This is a genomic window from Agromyces marinus (assembly GCF_021442325.1).
Taxonomy (GTDB): Bacteria; Actinomycetota; Actinomycetes; order Actinomycetales; family Microbacteriaceae; genus Agromyces; species Agromyces marinus.
The window spans coordinates 1,968,933-1,986,566 of record NZ_CP087879.1 but is presented as its reverse complement, the minus strand read 5'-3'; the positions used below and the strand labels follow the sequence as shown (position 1 = coordinate 1,986,566).

Here is a 17,634-nt window from a genome sequence, read left to right as displayed (position 1 = left end):
AGGGCATGGATGCCACGACACCGCCGGACGTGTCGCCGGACGTGTCGCCGGTCGCCGACACCCTCGGCCTCGCCGACCTCGACGCGACCAGCCTGCTCGTGCTCCGCGAGATCGCCGAACACGGGGCGATCACCGCCGCCGCGAAAGCGCTCGGGTACAGCCAGCCCGCACTCAGCCAGCAGCTGCGTCGTGCCGAGGCCCGCGCGGGCGTCGCACTCGTGGAACGCACCGGCCGCGGCATCCGCCTCACCCCCGCAGGGGGGGTGCTCGCACGGCACGGCGGCGCCGTCGCGACCGCGCTCGAAGCGGCCCGCGGCGAACTCGCCGAACTCCGCGGGCTCCGCGCCGGCCGGGTCCGGCTCATGGCGTTCCCGTCGGCGTCGCCCAAGATCGTGCCCGAACTCATGGTCGAGCTCGCCCGGCGCCACCCGGGCGTGCAGGTCAGCTTCGTCGAGGCCGAACCGCCCGAGGCCGTCGCCGCCGTCCGCGAGGACCGCGCCGACCTCGCGCTCACGTTCAGCTACCCGGGCGACCGCAACGACCCCCACCGCGAGAGCGCACGAGGACTCGAGGTGAGCACGATCGGCATCGACCCGATGCACGTGGTGCTGCCCGCGCGACATCCGCTCGCCGCGGGGGAGCGCGTCGACCTCGCCGGCCTGGCGGGCGAACGCTGGATCGCCGGATGCCCGCGCTGCCGCGGCCACCTGCTCGAACTCTGCGACGCCGCCGGCTTCGCCCCGCGCATCGCCGTCGAGACCGACAACTTCGTCGCCGTCGAGGAACTCGTCGCCGGCGGGCTCGGCGTCGCCGTGCTCCCGGCGCTCGCGATCGAATCCGCGGGCGAGCGCGAGGGCGTCGCCGTCCGCGCGACCACGCACGGCGACCGGCGGACCCTGCACCTGGTCACCGCACGCGGCGGCCGGGGCGTTCCCGCCGTCGCGGTGGCCGCCGAGGCGCTCGCCCGGCTGCTCGTCCGCCGCGGCGGACCCGGTGCCGAGCCGGCCTCTGGACGTAGCATTGAGGGCGATGCCTGACACGACGCACCCCACGACGACCGCCATCGGATCCGACATCCGCGTGCGGTTCTGCCCCTCGCCCACCGGAACCCCGCACGTCGGCCTCGTGCGCACGGCCCTGTTCAACTGGGCGTACGCACGCCACACCGGCGGCACGTTCGTGTTCCGCATCGAGGACACCGACGCCGCCCGCGACAGCGAGGAGAGCTACGGCCAGATCCTCGACGCGCTGAACTGGCTCGGCCTGCACTGGGACGAGGGCATCGACGTCGGCGGCCCGCACGGCCCGTACCGACAGTCGCAGCGCGGCGAGATCTACACCGAGGTCATCGCGAAGCTGAAGGCCGCAGGCCACGTCTACGAGAGCTACTCGACCGCCGACGAGATCGACGCGCGCAACCAGGCGGCCGGCCGCCCGAAGCAGTTCGGCTACGACAACTTCGACCGCGACCTGACCGACGAGCAGCGCGCCGCGTTCCGCGCCGAGGGGCGCCAGCCGGCGCTGCGCCTCCGCGTGCCCGACGTCGACCTCGGCTTCGACGACCTCGTGCGCGGCCGCATCGACTTCGCGGCCGGCTCGACGACCGACTTCGTCGTCGTGCGCCCCAACGGCGCGCCGCTCTACACGCTCGTGAACCCCGTCGACGACGCGCTCATGGGGATCACCCACGTGCTCCGCGGGGAGGACCTGCTGAGCTCGACCCCGCGCCAGATCGCGCTCTACCACGCGCTCATCGAGATCGGCGTGACGAGCTTCGTGCCGCGCTTCGGCCACCTGCCCTACGTCATGGGCGAGGGCAACAAGAAGCTCTCCAAGCGCGACCCCGAGTCGAACCTGTTCCACCACCGCGACCGCGGATTCATCCCAGAGGGCCTCGTCAACTACCTGGCCCTGCTCGGCTGGGGCTTCTCGGCCGACCGCGACGTGTTCAGCCGCGACGAGCTCATCGGCGCGTTCGACGTCGAGCAGGTCAACCCGAACCCCGCCCGCTTCGACCAGAAGAAGGCCGACGCGATCAACGGCGACCACATCCGCCTGCTCGACCTCGCCGACTTCACCTCGCGCACCGTTCCCTACCTGCAGACCGCCGGCGTCGTCTCGACGCCGATCACGCCTGGCGAGGAGGCACTCCTCGTCGAGGCCGCCCCGCTCGTGCAGGAGCGCATCACGGTGCTCGGCGAGGTCCCGGCGCTGCTGGGCTTCCTCTTCACGGATGCCGCCGGCCTCGAGTTCGACGAGGCCGCCGTCGGGTCGCTGTCCGCGGACGCACCCGCGGTGCTCGCCGCCGCCCGCGAGGCGCTCGAACGCATCCCCGGCGAGGCATGGACGCACACCGAGATCGAGGAGGCCCTCCGCTCGGCGATCATCGACGGCCTCGGCCTCAAGCCCCGCGTGGCGTTCGGCCCGATCCGCGTCGCGGTCTCCGGTCGCCGCGTCTCGCCGCCGCTCTTCGAGTCCATGCAGATCCTCGGTCGCGTCGAGTCCATCGAGCGCATCGACCGGCTCGCAGCGCTCATCGGGTGAGCCGAAGCGGATGCCGCAGCCGGCGCTCACGGAGGCGCTGCGGCATCCGCTCACGGGCTCGTTCGATTTGGCCGGACCCCCCGGATCGGCTACAGTTACATGTCGGCCCGGGAACTCCGGTTCAGGGCCATTGGGGTATGGTGTAATTGGCAACACGGCTGATTCTGGTTCAGTTGTTCTTGGTTCGAGTCCAGGTACCCCAGCAGTGAAATCGGCGGAATTCCGCGGCAAACTCCAGTATTGCCCAACCGCCCTCTGGTAGCCCGAAGGGCCGAATCACCAGATTCGTTACCAGAAACCCTCTCGAACGAGGCGTTCTGCACACGGTGCCACCGAACGATCGCGGTTCTTCCTGACCGCGTCGTGGTGTGCCGGGTCGGCCTCGCGTACCTCACGGGATGAACGAGACGACGACCACCACCGCTCCGGTGCTGCTCACGCAGCACGAACTCGCCGAGCTGCTGCAGATGCCCGAGCGCACGCTCGAGGACTGGCGCCTGCGCAGCTCCGGCCCGGCGTTCCTCAAGATCGGCCGGCACGTGCGCTACGAATTCACCGACGTGCTCGCCTGGCTGGGGGAGCACCGGCATGCCTAGACCGAGAATCCCGGTGGGCGAGCTGGGCACCGTGAACGTCACCCGCCTGTCGACCGGGATGTGGCGCGCGCGGGGGAACACCCGCGACGGCGGCGGCGTCCCGATCCGGCTCGCGGTCACCGCGCCGACCGAGCACGCCGCGCGCGAGGAACTCAAGCGGCGCGCGATGTCGGTGGGAAGCGGCGTCGCGGTCACGCTCACGAAGCGAGCACGGTCGCCGAGGCCGTCGACCTCTGGCTGACCCAGATCCGCTCGCGCGCGAAGACGGGCAGCCCGTCGTACTCGACGCTCGAGTCGTACGAGACCACCGGGAATCTCGCCGTACTGCGAGCGGTGCCGCGCCTGCCGCGGCGCCTCACATCTTCGGATCGAACGCCCTCCATACCCGGTAGGTGCGCACGCCTTCCCTGGCCCGATCCGTCGGGCGCGTGAGTGAAGGCGGTTGAATGCCGCTCCTCGATCCTGATGTTCAGCAAAGAGGACATAGTGTGCATATGTCCTGTTTATCGTACCCCGTGCTAGGGTGTCCGATGGAAAGGGCGTGATTGTGGACATCTCCGATCTCTTGAGCAGTCCGACTGTGCCGAGGTCCGAGCTCGCTCAGCGTGCCGGGATCTCCCGCAACACCGAATGGAACCTCCGCAACGACTACCGTCGCGCGCGGCTGTCCACCCTTCGGGAAATCGCCCTCGCCTGCGGGTACGACATCGACGTGACCATCTCCCGCACTTACGAACCGGTCGCGGTCGCAGCCGCGCGGCAACTGGTCGGTGACCTCGCCCCGGAGGAGATCCAGCGAGTCGAGTCGAACCTGCTCGGCGGCAACCCTGAGTGGGCCGAGACCGCCGAGTGGGTCGACCGCCTGGAGCGTTTCGTGCTCTCCGGACAGGACCAACTGGTCCGCTCAGTCGGCATCGATGACCCGCTGGCGGTCGCCGTCGAGGCTTCGGAGTTCGCCTCTCCGCAGGTGGCGCCAGGTGCCGTCATGCTCGCCGGTCGGGGTGACATCGAACGGCTGATGTCAGCGGCGACCGCAACGTCAGACCTGTTCCGGAGGGCTGCCGACACCAGCGAGCGATTCGGGCACGAGTGGGTGTTCTCCGGCCGGCCAGCGCTCGAGGCGCTCGGCGCCGAGATCGACACCACCGACCAAGTGGCGCCGACCGTGGTCTGGACGACGCTGCCGCAGCAGTTCAGCACGTTCCTCGGCGAGACGCACCGCAGAGTGAAGACCGTCCGCGCGGCGAACGTCATCATCGCCCCGCTGGCAGCCGTGCATCTCGCCGGGGCGGGCGATGTGGACGGTGCCCCCTACGTCGCCCCGGTCCAGTGCGTCATCGACAGTCTCGGTGTTGGCGGCCCGCTCTCGACCGCAGCCCACGACCTCGCGCGGGAGTGGTGAACGATGGTGACAAGCGACCAGAGCGGCACGAGCAGCCCGAGCGGGCGACGCTGGGGAGTCGGCGCCGAGGGCTACCAGCGGCCATCCCTTCCAAGGCAGGCGACGAGCGCCGGATCACGGGCCGGCCAACACCGGAACGCTGCTGCGGCAGAGCGGCGCGAACAACTCGCGCTGACCGGCATTACCTGGGACCTGTCGGAGGTCGACCTCAACCTGATCGGAGGCGGCCCCGGGGAGTTCGAACGCGCTCGTCACCGCTTCCGCGAACGCAAGCCCGACTTCATCTGGGACGCCGCCCGACTCGAGGGGAACACCTTCACCCTCCCCGAAGTACGGACTCTCCTCGAAGGCGTCACTGTCGAAGGCAAGCGTCTGGAAGACCAGGACCAAATTCTCGCCCTGAACGAGGGCTTCAACGACATCGATTTGCTGATCGGCGTCGGGAAGTTCTCGCTGTCGAAGCCGGTCTCGGACAGAATCCACGCGAAGGTCGCCGTCCACGAGGCGATCGAGGCGGGCAACTTCCGCGGCGAGGGCAGCGTGAACGGCGGCGGCGACGTCATCCTCTCCACCGGTGGTGTCATCGCCGGGCGCGAGCACGGTGAGGGCGGATCGCTCCTCATCGCGGCGTACGCCGACCTCCTGGACTACCTCATCGGCGAGACGGACCCGCGCGTCCGCGCGTTGGTCTACGCTGCCGCGGTCATCCGTCACCAGCTGTACTTCGACGCCAACAAGCGCACCGCGAAGCTCATGGCGAGCGGCGAGCTCATGATGCACGGCTATGACGCCATCTCGATCCCGTACACGAGGCTCTACGAACAGAACGTCGCCCTGGACGAGCTGTTCCAGACTGACGACGCGACGAGCCTGATGCGGCTGATGGCGGACTGCGCGCGCTGATTGCACCGGCGAGGCCAGCCTCGGACAGCTGAGTCGGCTACGACGTTGAGATCCGCAACGTGATCTGCATGACCAACGCGATCGAGCCGACCAACGCCCGCTATGGGCGGGGCGTCCCCAAGTCTGGGTCTCTCGACGACTCGACTGTTCGTGCCGGCAGGCACGCGCTCACCCAGCGCAGTCGACTTGTCGCAGGCGCTGCTGAGTTGTCGTCGAGAATGGCTCAGTGACCGAACTCGCCGACGCCGTGCTCCCGCTCATCCGCACCCGCGGCGATCTGTACCGGTGGAGCGCGTCGAACGCCCACGGCCGCGAGATGCATGAGGCGATCGACATCCTCGAATCGCACCTGGACGCGGCCGACCCCGCCGATGCGTACGCCGTGACCCACAAGGCACTCGCGAGTTCGCTCAAGGTCATCGCGCGTGCCGACGACTCGAGCGGCATCATCGGCGACGCGTGCCGGCGCCTGCTCAACCTTCACCCGAGACTCGCTGCCGCGGCATCCGTTCCGCCTTCGAAGCTCGTGAAGTGGATGTTCGCGTTTCAGCTCGACGGTGACGTCGACTACTTCGAGCTCGACCCGGTCGCCTATGCACCAGCGCTCGGCGAGCAAGGTCTGCGCACGTATCGCGAGCGACTCGAGGAGGTTCGGACATCCATTCCGGCGAAGAACACCGATGACTGGCGCGACCCACACAGCCACGAGCGCTGGGTGCTCGAGTGGAACGATCGGCGTCTCGCGGTGCTCGACCGGTCAAGCCCCAGGAAGTGGTGTAGTTCGGGTTCCTTCGGTCTATTGATGGATTAGGCGGTGAGTTCGAGGGTGGTGTCGGTGTTCACCTCCTCGGGTTCGGTGTCGGTGACCAGGGTGAGTCGGGACTTCGCGAGGATCTCGAGCCCGAGGTAGCGGCGGCCTTCGGCCCATTCGTCGGTGATCTCGGCGAGGACGGCGCCGACGAGGCGGATGATCGCGTCCCGGTTCGGGAAGATGCCGACCGAATCGGTGCGGCGGCGGATCTCGCGGTTCAAGCGTTCGTTCGGGTTGTTGGACCAGATCTGCTGCCAGAGCCCTTCGGGAAACCCCGTGAACGCGAGGATGTCCGCCCGGGCGGTGTCGAGGTGCTCGTGCGCGTCGGGAAGCTTCCCGTCGACGTAGTCCAGGAGGCGGTCGAACTGGGCGTGTACCGACTTCGCGTCGGGCTGGTCGTAGACCGAGTGCAGCATGGCCTTGACCGCGGGCCACATGCTCTTCGGTGTGACGGACATCAGGTTGGCCGCGTAGTGGGTGCGGCATCGTTGCCAGACAGCTCCGGGCAGGTTCGCCGCGATCGCTTCCACCAGCCCGGCGTGCGCGTCGGAGGTGACCAAGCGGACCCCGCCGAGGCCGCGGGCGACGAGGTCGGCGAAGAAGCTGTTCCAGGCCGCCCCGGTTTCACTGGTCGCGACCCGCAGGCCGAGGACTTCGCGGCGTCCGTCGGCGTTGACGCCGGTCGCGACGAGCACGACCGCGTTGATCACGCGGCCACCTTCACGGACCTTCATCGTGAGCGCGTCGGCCGCGACGAACGTGAACGGCCCTGCGTCCCCCAGGGGACGGTGCCGGAACTGGTCGACGTGCTCGTCGAGCTCCGCGGCCATCCTGGACACCTGCGACTTCGACAGCGAGTGGATCCCGAGCTGCTTGACCAGCTTGTCCATCCGACGGGTGGACACGCCGGCGAGGTAGCAGTCCGCGACGACGGTGATCAACGCGGTCTCGGCGCGCTTGCGGCGCTCGAGCAGCCATTCCGGGAAGTACGTCCCCGAACGCAGCTTCGGGATCTGAACGTCGATCGTCCCGACCCGGGTGTCCAGGTCGCGGTGCCGGTAGCCGTTGCGCTGCGCCGTCCGGTCGCTGGAGCGTTGGCCCCACTCCGCGCCGACGACGGCGTCCGCGTCCGCGGACAGCAGCGCGTTGATCATGGTCTGCAGCAGGCCGCGCATCAGATCGGGCGACGCATCGCCCAGCGCTTCCTCGAGCAGGCCAGCGGGTCGAGAATATGAGGTGCGGTCATCGTGAAGATGCCTTTCGAGTGGGATGTGAGAGTTTCCTCGAAGGGACTACACGGTGACCGCACCCACGTCTACGACGAGGGCGGGGCGGCCACCGCGAACTACACCACGTTAAGGGGCACTACTCCCATCGCTCCGGCAGTGTTGGCACGAGTGTCACGAGCCAACCCTAATTTCCCATTCGATGACGCGGGGTCGCGTGGGGTGTATCAGCCACGCTGCCGTTACCAAAAACAACACCAAGAACCCCTCAGAAGAACCAGAAAACCCCCCGCCGACACGAGGATCGTTCGGTAGACTCGACCCCATGAGATCCGCAGAAACACGCGGATTTTCGCTGATTTCGGCGGCTGGCGGCAACGCTCCGGGAGCTCTCAGTTGTTCTTGGTTCGAGTCCAGGTACCCCAGCAGTGAAAACCCCCGCTCAGGCGGGGGTTTCGTGTTTCCGCGGCAGGTTCGAGCCTCGCCCGGCCGTGGCGTGCAGCGCCGCGGGCGACGAGCCGAACCACCGCAGGGTGCTTCGGCGCAGTGAGCGGTCGTCTCGGTAGCCCAAGCGGAATGCGATCTCCGCGGTCGTCAGCGTCGGGGAGGTGAACAGCTCGGCGGCGAGCCGCTTGCGCACGTCGTCGAGTACACCGGAGTAGCTCGCGCCCACCTCGAGCAACCTCCGCCGCAGGGTGCGCTCGCTGGTCGCGAGCGCACGCGCGTGCGCCGCCAGCGGCAACACCTCCGGCAGGGCCTGTTCGATCTGGACGGCGAGCACGGCGACGAGCTCCTGGCGCTCGACGAGGTTCTCGGTCTGCGCCTCGAGCATGGCGACGGTGTCGCGATGCGTCCATGCGTCGGCGCTCGGCAGGGGCGCGTGCGCGGCTGCGAGCGGGACGTGCCAGGCATTGCGCGGCGCGGAGAACCGCACCGCGCTGCCGAAGAGTTCGCGGTAGACCTCGGCATCGGTGCCTGCGGGGTGGGTCAGTTCGACCATTCCGGGCCGCGCCGATACCGTGATCTCGTGGGCCATCCTGGTGAAGTTGGCGAACGCCTCCTCCACCAGGAACGTGCCCACGGCCGACACCGACTCCCGGAGTGCGGCGGTCACCACGAGGGCACCGACTTCCTCTGCCGAGCTGAAGCGCACCATCGAACCGGCGAGGTTCTGAAACCGCAGTCCGACGTTCACGGCCTCGCGCAGGGTGGCACTCGACATCATCGCGAGTCCGAGCAGTCCCGAGGCGGTGATCGGTTGGCGGCGACCGACCTCGAGTCCGAGGGCCGGCACCGGGACCAGCATGACGGCCTGTTCGATGATCGCCCGCCCCTGACGGTACGAGACGCGGAGCGCCGGGGAGTCGATCGCGGCGCGGGTGAGGGATGCCGCGCGCAGCGCCCGGTCCAACGACACGCCGTGCTCGTCCGCCACCTGCAGCAGGTAGCGGATGATGTTCGGAGTGATCACCGCCGATGAGGGGGTGACGGCGACGGGTTCGGACACGGAGGTCATCGTACTTGGCCGTTCGTGTCCGCTGTTTGGCGGGGACGGACCGTGGCCGAACGGAGCCCGTCGCTAGCATCATCGGCAACCCGTCCCCAGCGGCCGCCCTGGGCCGTCACCCCAAGCGTCGATGACGCTGAGCTCGAGGAACCGCCATGCCCGCCTCTTTCGTCGCCTCCGAACGCCTGATCCGCGGTGTCATCCGCACGCTGGGCGCACTTCCCGAACCCGTCCAGCGCGTCATCGCGGGCCGGCCCGTCGTCGTTGACGGCCAACGCCTGTACACCGAGGTGCAGATGGCGCTGCGGCTGCTCAACGCGCTTCCGGGCTCCGACTTCTCAGACCATTCACTCGAGCGCGCCCGGGCCCAGATCGATTCCGAGGCGCGCATCTTCGGCGGCTCGATGTCCGTCGCCACGGTCGAGGACATCGAGATCCCCACGCGTGCCGGGGCCGTCGCGGGCCGTCGATACCTCAACGCCCGCGAGGCCGAGGGTACCGTCGTCTACTTCCACGGCGGCGGGTGGGTGCTCGGCAGCCTCGACTCCGCCGACTCGGTGTGCCGCTTCATCGCCGCCACCAGCGGCCTCGAGGTGATCTCGGTCGACTACCGCCTCGCTCCGGAGCATCCGTTCCCCGCCGCGGTGGAGGATGCGATCGACAGCTACCACTGGGTGCGGGAGAACCGACCGAACAGCAAGGTCGCTGTGGCAGGGGACAGCGCCGGAGGCAACCTGAGCGCGGTCGTGAGCCTTGCGACCGTCGGCGACCCGGCCGGCGCCCCCGACTTCCAGCTGCTCTTCTTCCCGGTGACCGACCTGGCCGACAAGCGCGGATCGTATCGCCTGTTCTCCGACGGCTACTTCCTCACCGAGAAGCAGATGGACTGGTATCGCGAGCACTACCTCGCGCGACCGGCGGACGCGCTGGACCCCTTCGTATCGCCCCTGCACGCCGAAGCAACGGCGCTCGCGGGGCTGCCTCCGGCACATGTCGCCGTCTCCGGCTTCGATGTCCTGCGCGACGAGGGCATCGCCTACGCCGAACGGCTGAAGGATGCCGGGGTCCCTACGACCCTGCAGGTCGTCGAAGGACACATCCACGCCTTCGTGAACGCGACCGGCGTCGGCCGTCTGAGCTCGCAGGCGCTCGCCGAGGCGACCGGTCACCTCGTCCGCGGCCTCGGTCGTGATTGAGACGGGTGCGGTCTGATCCGACCCGTTCGGCGCACGTCTCGGCTGGTCGGTGCACCTCGTAGACGCTCGTAGTCGGCGAATCATCATCCTCTGACGGAGCGGCGGTCAGGCCTTCGGCCGCGTGCTCGTTCGCACCACCAGTTCCGGCAGGAAGACCGTCTGGCGTGGGATGAGCTGCGGGTCGGCCGTCTCCTCGAGCAGGATGCGGAGCGCGGTTCGGCCGATGATGCGGCTCGGCTGCCGCATTGACGACAGGGGCACGGCCGCCGCGGCGGCGAACGAGATGTCGTCGAAGCCGATGAGGGCGATGTCGTGCGGGACGAGCATGCGGCCGTCGACGATGAGGGCCTGGAGGAGCCCGAGGGCGAGCAGGTCGTTCGCCGCGAAGATCGCGTCGGGCCACGCCGACCGGGGGCGAGCGAGGATCCGCGCGCCCGCGGCGGCGCCGTCCGCTACGGCGAGGGCGTCGGTGGCGACGACCTCGAGGTCGACGTGCTCGCCGGCGTTCTCGGCGGCCGCCCGCGCGCCGGCGAGGCGGTCGGTGACCTGTCGCATGTCGAAGGGCCCGCCCACGAAGGCGATGCGGCGGCGACCCGTCGCGATCAGGTGTTCGACGGCCATCCGCCCGCCCGCGACGCTGTCGACCGAGACGGAGCTGAACCGGCCGTCGCCGCTGAACCGGTCGACGAGCACCGCCGCGATCCCGCGCGCGCGGAGCCGCTCGAGGCGCGGGTTGATGTCGCCGTACGGGGAGATGAGCACGCCGCGGACCTGCTGCTCCTCGAAGAGATCGAGGTAGGTGCGCTCGCGCTTCGGATCCTCGTCGGTGTTGCCGTAGAGGATCGCGATGCCCGACTTGGAGCCCTCGTCCTCCGCGCCGCGGACCACGTCGTTGAAGAACGGGTTCTGCCCGTCGAGCACCACGAATCCGACCGTGGTGCTCACTCCGTTCCGAAGCTTGCGGGCAGCGTCGTTGCGCACGTACCCGAGGGCCTCGATGGCCTCCTGCACGCGGCGAACCGACTCGGCGGACACTTCGCCCGGTCGGTTGAGGACGTTGGAGACCGTGCCCACCGAGACGCCCGCATGCTGGGCGACGTCGCGAATACTGACCGCGGCCATCCTGCTCCTTCGCAATCGAACTTCGAGGTCATCCGTCCGGGCCGGACTTGACCCTCGCCGATGTCCTCCATAGAGTATGCCTGAATCGAACCTGAATCGATTCATAAGTTTTCACCTCAAGGAGGAGGACGTGACCGTGGACCAGACCACCACGACCCCCGCGCCCCCCGCGCTCGAACTCGCCAGGGTCGTGAAGTCGTTCGGCGCCGTCGTCGCCCTCCGATCGGGCACCATCACCCTCGAGCAGGGATCGATCCACGCGCTGATCGGCGAGAACGGCGCGGGCAAGTCGACCCTCGTCAAGATCATCGCCGGCCTCTACCGGCGCGACGCCGGCACGATCCGGCTGCGTGGCGAGGAGGTCGACTTCCACTCGACCGCCCAGTCCAAGGCCGCGGGCATCGCCGTCATCTACCAGGAGCCGACGCTCTTCCCCGACCTGTCGGTCACCGAGAACATCTTCATGGGCCGCCAACCCGTCAATCGGATCGGCCGGATCGATCGGAAGGCGATGCGGGCCGAAGCACAGGAGATCTTCGCGCGGCTCGGTGTCTCGATCGACCCCGACCGGATCACCGACGGCCTGTCGATCGCCGACCAGCAGATCATCGAGATCGCCAAGGCGATCTCGCTCGACGCGCGCGTCCTCATCATGGATGAGCCGACCGCCGCGCTCTCGGGCGTCGAGGTCGAGCGCCTGTTCGCCGTCGCGCGGAGCCTCCGCGACGAGGGACGCGCGCTAATGTTCATCTCGCACCGGTTCGACGAGGTGTTCGCACTGTGCGACACCGTCACGGTCATGCGCGACGGCAGCTACATCGCCACCGAGCCGATCGCCGAGACGAGCGTCGACGAACTCGTCCGCCAGATGGTGGGCCGCGACGTCGCCGAGCTCTTCCCGAAGCTGCCCGCTGAGATCGGCGACGACGTGCTCGTCGTAAACGGGCTCACCCGGCCCGGCGTCTTCCATGACATCAGCTTCACCGTCCGGGCCGGTGAGATCGTCGGCCTGGCCGGCCTCGTCGGCGCGGGCCGCAGCGAGGTCGCCCGCGCGATCTTCGGCGTCGACCCGTACTCCTCCGGGTCGGTCCGGGTCGCCGGAACCGCGCTGCCGAAGGGCAACCCGAATGCCGCGATGACGCGGGGCCTCGCGCTCGTCCCCGAGGACCGGCGCAAGCAGGGCCTCGTGCTCGACGAGTCCGTCTCCCGCAACATCACCCTCGCCATCCGCTCGACCCTCACCAAGGGCGGGCTCCTCACCGACCGGGCGCAGAACACCGCGGCCGCTCTGTGGGCGAGCCGGCTCGAGGTGAAGACGGCGGCACTCGACGCCGAGACGGGCACGCTCTCGGGCGGCAACCAGCAGAAGGTCGTGCTCGGCAAGTGGCTCGCCACCGAGCCCAGGGTGCTCATCGTCGACGAGCCGACGCGAGGCATCGACGTCGGCACCAAGTCCGAGGTGCACCGCCTCCTCTCCGAACTCGCCCAGCAGGGCATCGCGATCCTCATGATCAGCTCCGAACTGCCCGAGGTGCTCGGGATGGCCGATCGCGTGCTCGTGATGCGCGAGGGTGCCCTCACCGGCGAGTTCCCCCGATCCGAGGCCACCCCCGAGGCCGTCATGTTCGCCGCCACCGCCGACAAGGAGGACGCGAAGTGACCGCGACCACCGCCCCGCCCGCCAAGCCCGCGCAGCCGGGATCGTCAGCTGCGACGCGCATCGTCTCGCACGTCTTCAAGGCCCGCGAGACCGGCATCCTCATCGCACTGCTCGCCGTGATCGTCGTCGCGACCACCGTCAACCCGAACTTCCTGTTCTCCTCCGACGGATTCCGCGACCTCCTGCTCACGCCCTCGCTGCTGCTGCTCGTCGCCGTCGGCCAGGCGATCGTGATCATCACGCGCAACGTCGACCTCTCGGTCGGCTCGGTGCTCGGGCTCACCGCCTACCTCACGGGTCGGCTGTTCATCGACATCCCCGGCATCCCGGTCATCGCGGTGTTCCTCGCCGGCATCGCCTTCGGTGCGATCCTCGGCCTGATCAACGGCGCGCTCGTGGCGTTCGCCAGGGTGCCCGCACTCGTGATCACGCTGGGCACGCTCTACATCTACCGCGGCATCAACGTCGCGTGGACCGGGAGCGACCGGATCAACGCGTCCGACCTCCCCGCGGCATTCCGCGGGCTCGGCACCGGCCAGATCCTGTTCATCCCGATCCTCACGATCATCGCCGTGATCGTGCTCGTCATCGCCGCGTGGGTCCTGCGCAACCTGCGCAGCGGCCGCGAGTTCTACGCGATCGGCTCCGACCCCGACGCCGCGCACCTCTACGGGCTCCGCGTGACCCGTCGCATCCTCACCGCGTTCGTCCTCAGCGGCGCGCTCGCCGGCCTGTCCGGAGTGCTCTACGCCGCGCGCTACGGCACGGTGAGCTCGGCTGCCGGCACCGGCCTCGAACTCCAGGCGATCGGCGCCGCCGTCATCGGCGGCGTCGCGATCTCGGGCGGCGTCGGCACCGTCTGGGGCGCAGCGATCGGCGCGTACCTGCTGCTCACGATCAATCGGGCGCTCCCGATCCTCGGCATCCAGGACTTCTGGCAGCGCGCAGTCGTCGGTGCGCTCATCATCGGCGCGATCGTGCTCGACCGGGTGCTCGCGATCCGACAACACCGCAAGCTCATCGAGGCCAGGGAGGACGTGCGATGACCGCCACGGCACCGGCACCCGTTCCGAACACCCGCCCCGCCCGCACCTACGCGGCATACTCGCGGCCGCTCTGGCGCCGCGTGCTCCTCACGCGCGAGTCCGCGATCATCGGGCTGCTCGTCGTGGTCATCGCGGTGTCGCTCGCGGTCGTCCCGAACTTCGACAGCCCGCTCACGGTGACGTACCTGCTGCGCGACATCGCTCCGATCCTGCTGATCGCCCTCCCGATGACGCTCATCATCATCACCGAGGAGATCGACCTGTCGGTCGCGAGCATCGTCGGCCTCTCCAGCGTCATGACCGGCATCCTCACGCAGGCGGGCTGGCCCTTCGCCCTCGCGGCGATCACCGCGATCCTCGTCGGTGCCATCGCCGGCGTGGTCAACGGCTTCCTCGTCACTGTCGTCGGCCTGCCCTCGCTCGCCGTCACCATCGGCACGCTCGCGCTGATCCGCGGCATCGCCGTCGGGCTGCTCGGCACCACCGCGGTCACGGAGTTCCCCGAGTTCTGGTCGGACCTGGCGAAGGACAACATCCCGGGGACCCCGATCCCGGGAATCATGATCCCGTTCGTCGTGCTCGCGATCGCATTCGCGATCCTGTTGCACTTCACGCCCTTCGGACGCTCGCTCTACGCGATCGGCCTGAACAAGGATGCCGCGTCGTTCTCTGGCATCGACGTCGGGCGCACGAAGTTCTGGCTGTTCGTCATGAGCGGCACGATCTCCGGCTTCGCCGGCGTCTACTTCACGCTGCTGTACAACAACGCCCGCGGCGACAACGCGACCGGGCTCGAACTGCAGGTCATCGCTGCGGTGCTGCTCGGCGGCGTCTCGATCTTCGGCGGCCGCGGCGCACTCCACGGGGTGATCGCCGGCGTCCTGCTCATCGGCGTCCTCGGCAGCGCCCTCCGGCTCGCCGGGGTCACCTCGGACATCATCAACGTCATCACGGGCGTGCTGCTCGTGCTCTCGGTGGTGTCGGCAAGCCTCCTCGCCTGGCTCCGCCGTCGGCGGATCTCGGCGATCGGGAAGAAGAAGGAGCGCGAACTGGCGGCATCGTCGTCCTGATCGCTCCACCTGGAATCGCACACAGTCGCCTCACCGGCACCAAGGAAGGAAACAACGATGTTCACCAAGCAGCGTTCGCGCCGATTCGGCGTGGCGATCACCGCGGCGGCTGCCGCGACGGTCCTGGCCCTCACGGGCTGCGCCTCGAGCGGGGACGGCGGGGGTGACGGGGGCGGGGACGACGCGAACCTGTCGGTCACGTTCCTGCCGAAGAACCTGGGCAACCCGTACTTCGACACCTCGTCGGCGGGTGGCCAGGAGGCGGTCGAGGAGTTCGGCGGCGAGTTCGCCGAGGTCGGCCCGACCGAGGCGTCGCCCACCTCGCAGGTCTCGTTCATCCAGACCGCGGCGCAGCAGGGCGTCGGCGCCCTGGTCGTCTCGGCGAACGACCCGGAGGCGATCTGCGACGCGCTGGACGAGGCATCCAGCGCCGGGGTCAAGGTCGTCACGTTCGACTCGGACACCAACCCGGAGTGCCGCGACCTGTTCATCAACCAGGCCACCGCCGAGGGCATCGCGAAGGTCCAGGTCGACCTGATCGCGGAGCAGATCGGCGATGCAGGCCAGATCGCGGTGCTGTCGGCGTCGGCGAATGCGACGAACCAGAACGCGTGGATCGAGATGATGGAGGAGGAGCTGGCCGCCAGCCACCCCGACATCGAGCTCGTCGAGGTCGTCTACGGTGACGACGACGACCAGACCTCGTTCGACAAGACGGCGGCGCTGCTGCAGACCTACCCGGAACTCAAGGGCATCATCTCGCCCACCACGGTCGGCATCGCGGCCGCGGCCCGCTACCTCTCGACCTCGGAGTACCAGGGCCAGGTCGCGCTGACCGGACTGGGCACCCCGAACCAGATGCGCGAGTACGTCGAGGACGGCACCGTCACCGCGTTCGCGCTGTGGAACCCGGCCGACCTGGGCTACCTGGCCGCGTTCGCGGCGCAGGCCCTGATCACGGGCGAGGTCACCGGTGAGGAAGGCGACACGTTCGAGGCCGGCAAGCTCGGTTCGTACGAGGTGGGCGCCGACGGCACCGTGCTGCTCGGCGACCCCTACGTCTTCGACGCCGAGAACATCGGCGACTTCGACTTCTGATCGATCATCACGTCCGCTCGACGAGCACGTGGGCGCCGTCCGGGTCTCCGGGCGGCGCCTTCGACGTCGTCCGACTGCGCCCGGGCTACCGTGGACGGGTGATGACTGGTGGGCGCGCCACTCGGTGCTCATCCCCGGCGGCACGTTCCGGATGCGGTCGGAGGAGTTCCACCCCGATGAGCGGCCGGTGCACGATCGCGCGGTTGCGGAGTTCCTCAGTACATGGCGTTCGTCGACGACACGGGGTACGTGACGCTCTCCCGCGATGTCCTCCTGTTCATCCCGGCACGCGCCTTCGTCGCCGAGGTGAACCAGACGATCATCGAGTTCCCGGCGCGGCCCGGGTTCGCCCGCGCCGCCCGCGGCGCGCGGCGCGTCGCATCGTCAATCTTCCGTAGGATTCGCGGGGCATCCGCGCTCCCTACGCTTGCCCGCATGGAATCGCGGATCGACCCGACGCAGTTGCGGGACTTCATCACGGGCGCCGAGGACCGGATCTCGCCCAGGGGCGTCGCCGCCCTCTACGGGCGCGCCGAGATGCTGGCCAGACTGCCGATCGGATTGCAGCGGTGGATCGTGTCGAAGGCTCGCGGCGAACCGTACATGGGCTTCGTCGTGGACCCGTACTGCACGTTCCTGGCGTACGGGATCCGTGACCTGCCCGCGGCGGAGCGACTGCTGCCGCCGGGCTATCGTCTCGTGCCGACCGCCATGTTCGCCGACGAGGCGCCGCGCGTGTGCGCGATCCTCGGGGCGTTCAACGTGCGCGCATCGGTGTTCACGGGTGCTCGGGTGGAGCTGTACCTGATCGCCGAGCACACGAGCACGGGCATGCTGACCTGGGTCATCTGCGACTACGAATCCGACACGATCAACTACGACCCGGGCGGCGGATTCTCGGGTGCGACCACCAGCCGTGCGGTGATCACCACGTCCCACGCAGGCGAGGTGATCATCGACGTCCGCAGCGACCGCCGGGCGAACGCGCTCGCGGCGACGGCCGCACTGCCGGACGGCACGATACGACCGCTCGACCAGCGCCTGTGGGTCGACGGCAACCTGTCCGTCGACTACGGCGGTCGGCTCGAGCACGCGGATTCGGTGCCGTTCGGCCTGATCTTCGATCCGGGCGAGATGGCCCGGGCACTCGAGCTCCCGCTGGGGTCGGTGACGGTCGAACGGAACACGTTCGGCGCCGACTTCCTCGAGGAGCACCCGTTCTCGGTGGCGTGCTTCCCGTACGCGCAGCACTTCCTGACCACCAGCTACCCGCGCTCGAGTCCGATCCGCGACCGGCGCGCGCTCGAGGATGCGGTCCGGGCGGTCGCGGACGCGACGCGCGGCACGACTGCGCCGCGGGGCGCCTTTACATCCGGCGTGCGCTGAGGTTCGATTGAGAGTGACGCCGTGACGGGCCGGCACCCTGCTCCGGAACTCCCCGAGACGGCGCGAG

15 protein-coding genes, 1 tRNA gene and 1 pseudogene are annotated in these 17,634 nt (G+C 69.1%); 14 read left to right on the top strand and 3 right to left on the bottom strand.

Annotated features, from left to right (window positions below; genetic code table 11):
* Window positions 1-5: 5 nt before the first annotated feature.
* The 8 genes from DSM26151_RS09275 (at window position 6) to DSM26151_RS09240 (ending at window position 6,256) form a co-directional block, all read left to right on the top strand.
* Window positions 6-1,037 (top strand): LysR family transcriptional regulator, encoded by a 1,032-nt coding sequence (locus tag DSM26151_RS09275; RefSeq protein WP_234659281.1) that lies wholly within the window; start codon window positions 6-8, stop codon window positions 1,035-1,037.
* Window positions 1,030-2,544: a glutamate--tRNA ligase gene (gene gltX, locus DSM26151_RS09270; RefSeq protein ID WP_234659280.1), complete on the top strand. Its 1,515-nt coding sequence runs from the start codon at window positions 1,030-1,032 to the stop codon at window positions 2,542-2,544. The genes DSM26151_RS09275 and gltX overlap by 8 nt, the downstream gene beginning before the upstream one ends.
* Window positions 2,545-2,675: 131 nt before the next feature.
* Window positions 2,676-2,747 (top strand) — tRNA-Gln (locus tag DSM26151_RS09265).
* 195 nt (window positions 2,748-2,942) lie between these two features.
* Entirely contained in the window at window positions 2,943-3,140 is a 198-nt protein-coding gene (locus tag DSM26151_RS09260; protein ID WP_234659279.1) for a helix-turn-helix transcriptional regulator, read from the top strand.
* The gene (locus DSM26151_RS09255; RefSeq protein WP_234659278.1) at window positions 3,133-3,381 is read left to right on the top strand and encodes a hypothetical protein; all 249 of its coding nucleotides are present in this window, start codon (window positions 3,133-3,135) and stop codon (window positions 3,379-3,381) included. Before DSM26151_RS09260 ends, DSM26151_RS09255 begins: the two co-directional genes overlap by 8 nt.
* A gap of 339 nt (window positions 3,382-3,720) precedes the next feature.
* The gene (locus tag DSM26151_RS09250) at window positions 3,721-4,542 is read left to right on the top strand and encodes a helix-turn-helix domain-containing protein (protein ID WP_234659277.1); all 822 of its coding nucleotides are present in this window, start codon (window positions 3,721-3,723) and stop codon (window positions 4,540-4,542) included.
* A 3-nt stretch (window positions 4,543-4,545) separates the two neighbouring features.
* Complete coding sequence (locus tag DSM26151_RS09245) at window positions 4,546-5,445, top strand: Fic family protein (protein WP_234659276.1); 900 nt, start codon at window positions 4,546-4,548, stop codon at window positions 5,443-5,445.
* A gap of 226 nt (window positions 5,446-5,671) precedes the next feature.
* A complete protein-coding gene (locus tag DSM26151_RS09240) occupies window positions 5,672-6,256 on the top strand; it encodes a DUF6880 family protein (protein WP_234659275.1) in 585 nt (194 codons plus the stop codon).
* Here the strand turns inward: DSM26151_RS09240 and DSM26151_RS09235 are convergent.
* Together DSM26151_RS09235 and DSM26151_RS09230 are read right to left on the bottom strand one after the other, a co-directional pair.
* Window positions 6,253-7,502: pseudogene (locus DSM26151_RS09235) on the bottom strand (IS256 family transposase). The gene DSM26151_RS09240 and the pseudogene DSM26151_RS09235 sit on opposite strands and share 4 nt — an antisense overlap.
* 422 nt (window positions 7,503-7,924) lie before the next feature.
* The gene (locus DSM26151_RS09230) at window positions 7,925-8,989 is read right to left on the bottom strand and encodes an AraC family transcriptional regulator (protein WP_407650927.1); all 1,065 of its coding nucleotides are present in this window, start codon (window positions 8,987-8,989) and stop codon (window positions 7,925-7,927) included.
* A gap of 155 nt (window positions 8,990-9,144) precedes the next feature.
* Here DSM26151_RS09230 and DSM26151_RS09225 point away from each other — a divergent pair, with 155 nt between their 5' ends.
* Window positions 9,145-10,185 (top strand): alpha/beta hydrolase, encoded by a 1,041-nt coding sequence (locus tag DSM26151_RS09225; protein ID WP_234659273.1) that lies wholly within the window; start codon window positions 9,145-9,147, stop codon window positions 10,183-10,185.
* Window positions 10,186-10,290: 105 nt separating this feature from the next.
* Here DSM26151_RS09225 and DSM26151_RS09220 read toward each other — a convergent pair whose 3' ends face one another.
* Window positions 10,291-11,307 carry a LacI family DNA-binding transcriptional regulator gene (locus tag DSM26151_RS09220; RefSeq protein ID WP_234659272.1) on the bottom strand — a complete coding sequence of 339 codons (1,017 nt, stop codon included), beginning with the start codon at window positions 11,305-11,307 and terminating at the stop codon, window positions 10,291-10,293.
* A gap of 76 nt (window positions 11,308-11,383) precedes the next feature.
* On the opposite strand from DSM26151_RS09220, the gene DSM26151_RS09215 reads away from it, so the two are divergent.
* The 5 genes from DSM26151_RS09215 (at window position 11,384) to DSM26151_RS09195 (ending at window position 17,567) form a co-directional block, all read left to right on the top strand.
* Window positions 11,384-12,967: a sugar ABC transporter ATP-binding protein gene (locus tag DSM26151_RS09215; protein ID WP_407650926.1), complete on the top strand. Its 1,584-nt coding sequence runs from the start codon at window positions 11,384-11,386 to the stop codon at window positions 12,965-12,967.
* The gene (locus tag DSM26151_RS09210; protein ID WP_234659271.1) at window positions 12,964-14,013 is read left to right on the top strand and encodes an ABC transporter permease; all 1,050 of its coding nucleotides are present in this window, start codon (window positions 12,964-12,966) and stop codon (window positions 14,011-14,013) included. The genes DSM26151_RS09215 and DSM26151_RS09210 overlap by 4 nt, the downstream gene beginning before the upstream one ends.
* The gene (locus DSM26151_RS09205) at window positions 14,010-15,083 is read left to right on the top strand and encodes an ABC transporter permease (protein WP_234659270.1); all 1,074 of its coding nucleotides are present in this window, start codon (window positions 14,010-14,012) and stop codon (window positions 15,081-15,083) included. Before DSM26151_RS09210 ends, DSM26151_RS09205 begins: the two co-directional genes overlap by 4 nt.
* Window positions 15,084-15,140: 57 nt before the next feature.
* A complete protein-coding gene (gene rhaS / locus DSM26151_RS09200; protein ID WP_234659269.1) occupies window positions 15,141-16,181 on the top strand; it encodes a rhamnose ABC transporter substrate-binding protein in 1,041 nt (346 codons plus the stop codon).
* A gap of 222 nt (window positions 16,182-16,403) precedes the next feature.
* Window positions 16,404-17,567 carry a hypothetical protein gene (locus DSM26151_RS09195; RefSeq protein WP_234659268.1) on the top strand — a complete coding sequence of 388 codons (1,164 nt, stop codon included), beginning with the start codon at window positions 16,404-16,406 and terminating at the stop codon, window positions 17,565-17,567.
* The last annotated feature ends 67 nt before the right edge of the window (window positions 17,568-17,634 follow it).

Bases quoted from the DNA above. Each gene is read 5' to 3' on its own strand.
- DSM26151_RS09245 (WP_234659276.1), top strand. From the start codon at position 4,546: ATGGTGACAAGCGACCAGAGCGGCACGAGCAGCCCGAGCGGGCGACGC.
- DSM26151_RS09255 (WP_234659278.1), top strand. From the start codon at position 3,133: ATGCCTAGACCGAGAATCCCGGTGGGCGAGCTGGGCACCGTGAACGTC.
- DSM26151_RS09215 (WP_407650926.1), top strand. From the start codon at position 11,384: ATGCCTGAATCGAACCTGAATCGATTCATAAGTTTTCACCTCAAGGAG.
- DSM26151_RS09260 (WP_234659279.1), top strand. From the start codon at position 2,943: ATGAACGAGACGACGACCACCACCGCTCCGGTGCTGCTCACGCAGCAC.
- DSM26151_RS09275 (WP_234659281.1), top strand. From the start codon at position 6: ATGGATGCCACGACACCGCCGGACGTGTCGCCGGACGTGTCGCCGGTC.
- DSM26151_RS09195 (WP_234659268.1), top strand. From the start codon at position 16,404: ATGGCGTTCGTCGACGACACGGGGTACGTGACGCTCTCCCGCGATGTC.
- gltX (WP_234659280.1), top strand. From the start codon at position 1,030: ATGCCTGACACGACGCACCCCACGACGACCGCCATCGGATCCGACATC.
- DSM26151_RS09205 (WP_234659270.1), top strand. From the start codon at position 14,010: ATGACCGCCACGGCACCGGCACCCGTTCCGAACACCCGCCCCGCCCGC.
- rhaS (WP_234659269.1), top strand. From the start codon at position 15,141: ATGTTCACCAAGCAGCGTTCGCGCCGATTCGGCGTGGCGATCACCGCG.
- DSM26151_RS09220 (WP_234659272.1), bottom strand. From the start codon at position 11,307: ATGGCCGCGGTCAGTATTCGCGACGTCGCCCAGCATGCGGGCGTCTCG.
- DSM26151_RS09225 (WP_234659273.1), top strand. From the start codon at position 9,145: ATGCCCGCCTCTTTCGTCGCCTCCGAACGCCTGATCCGCGGTGTCATC.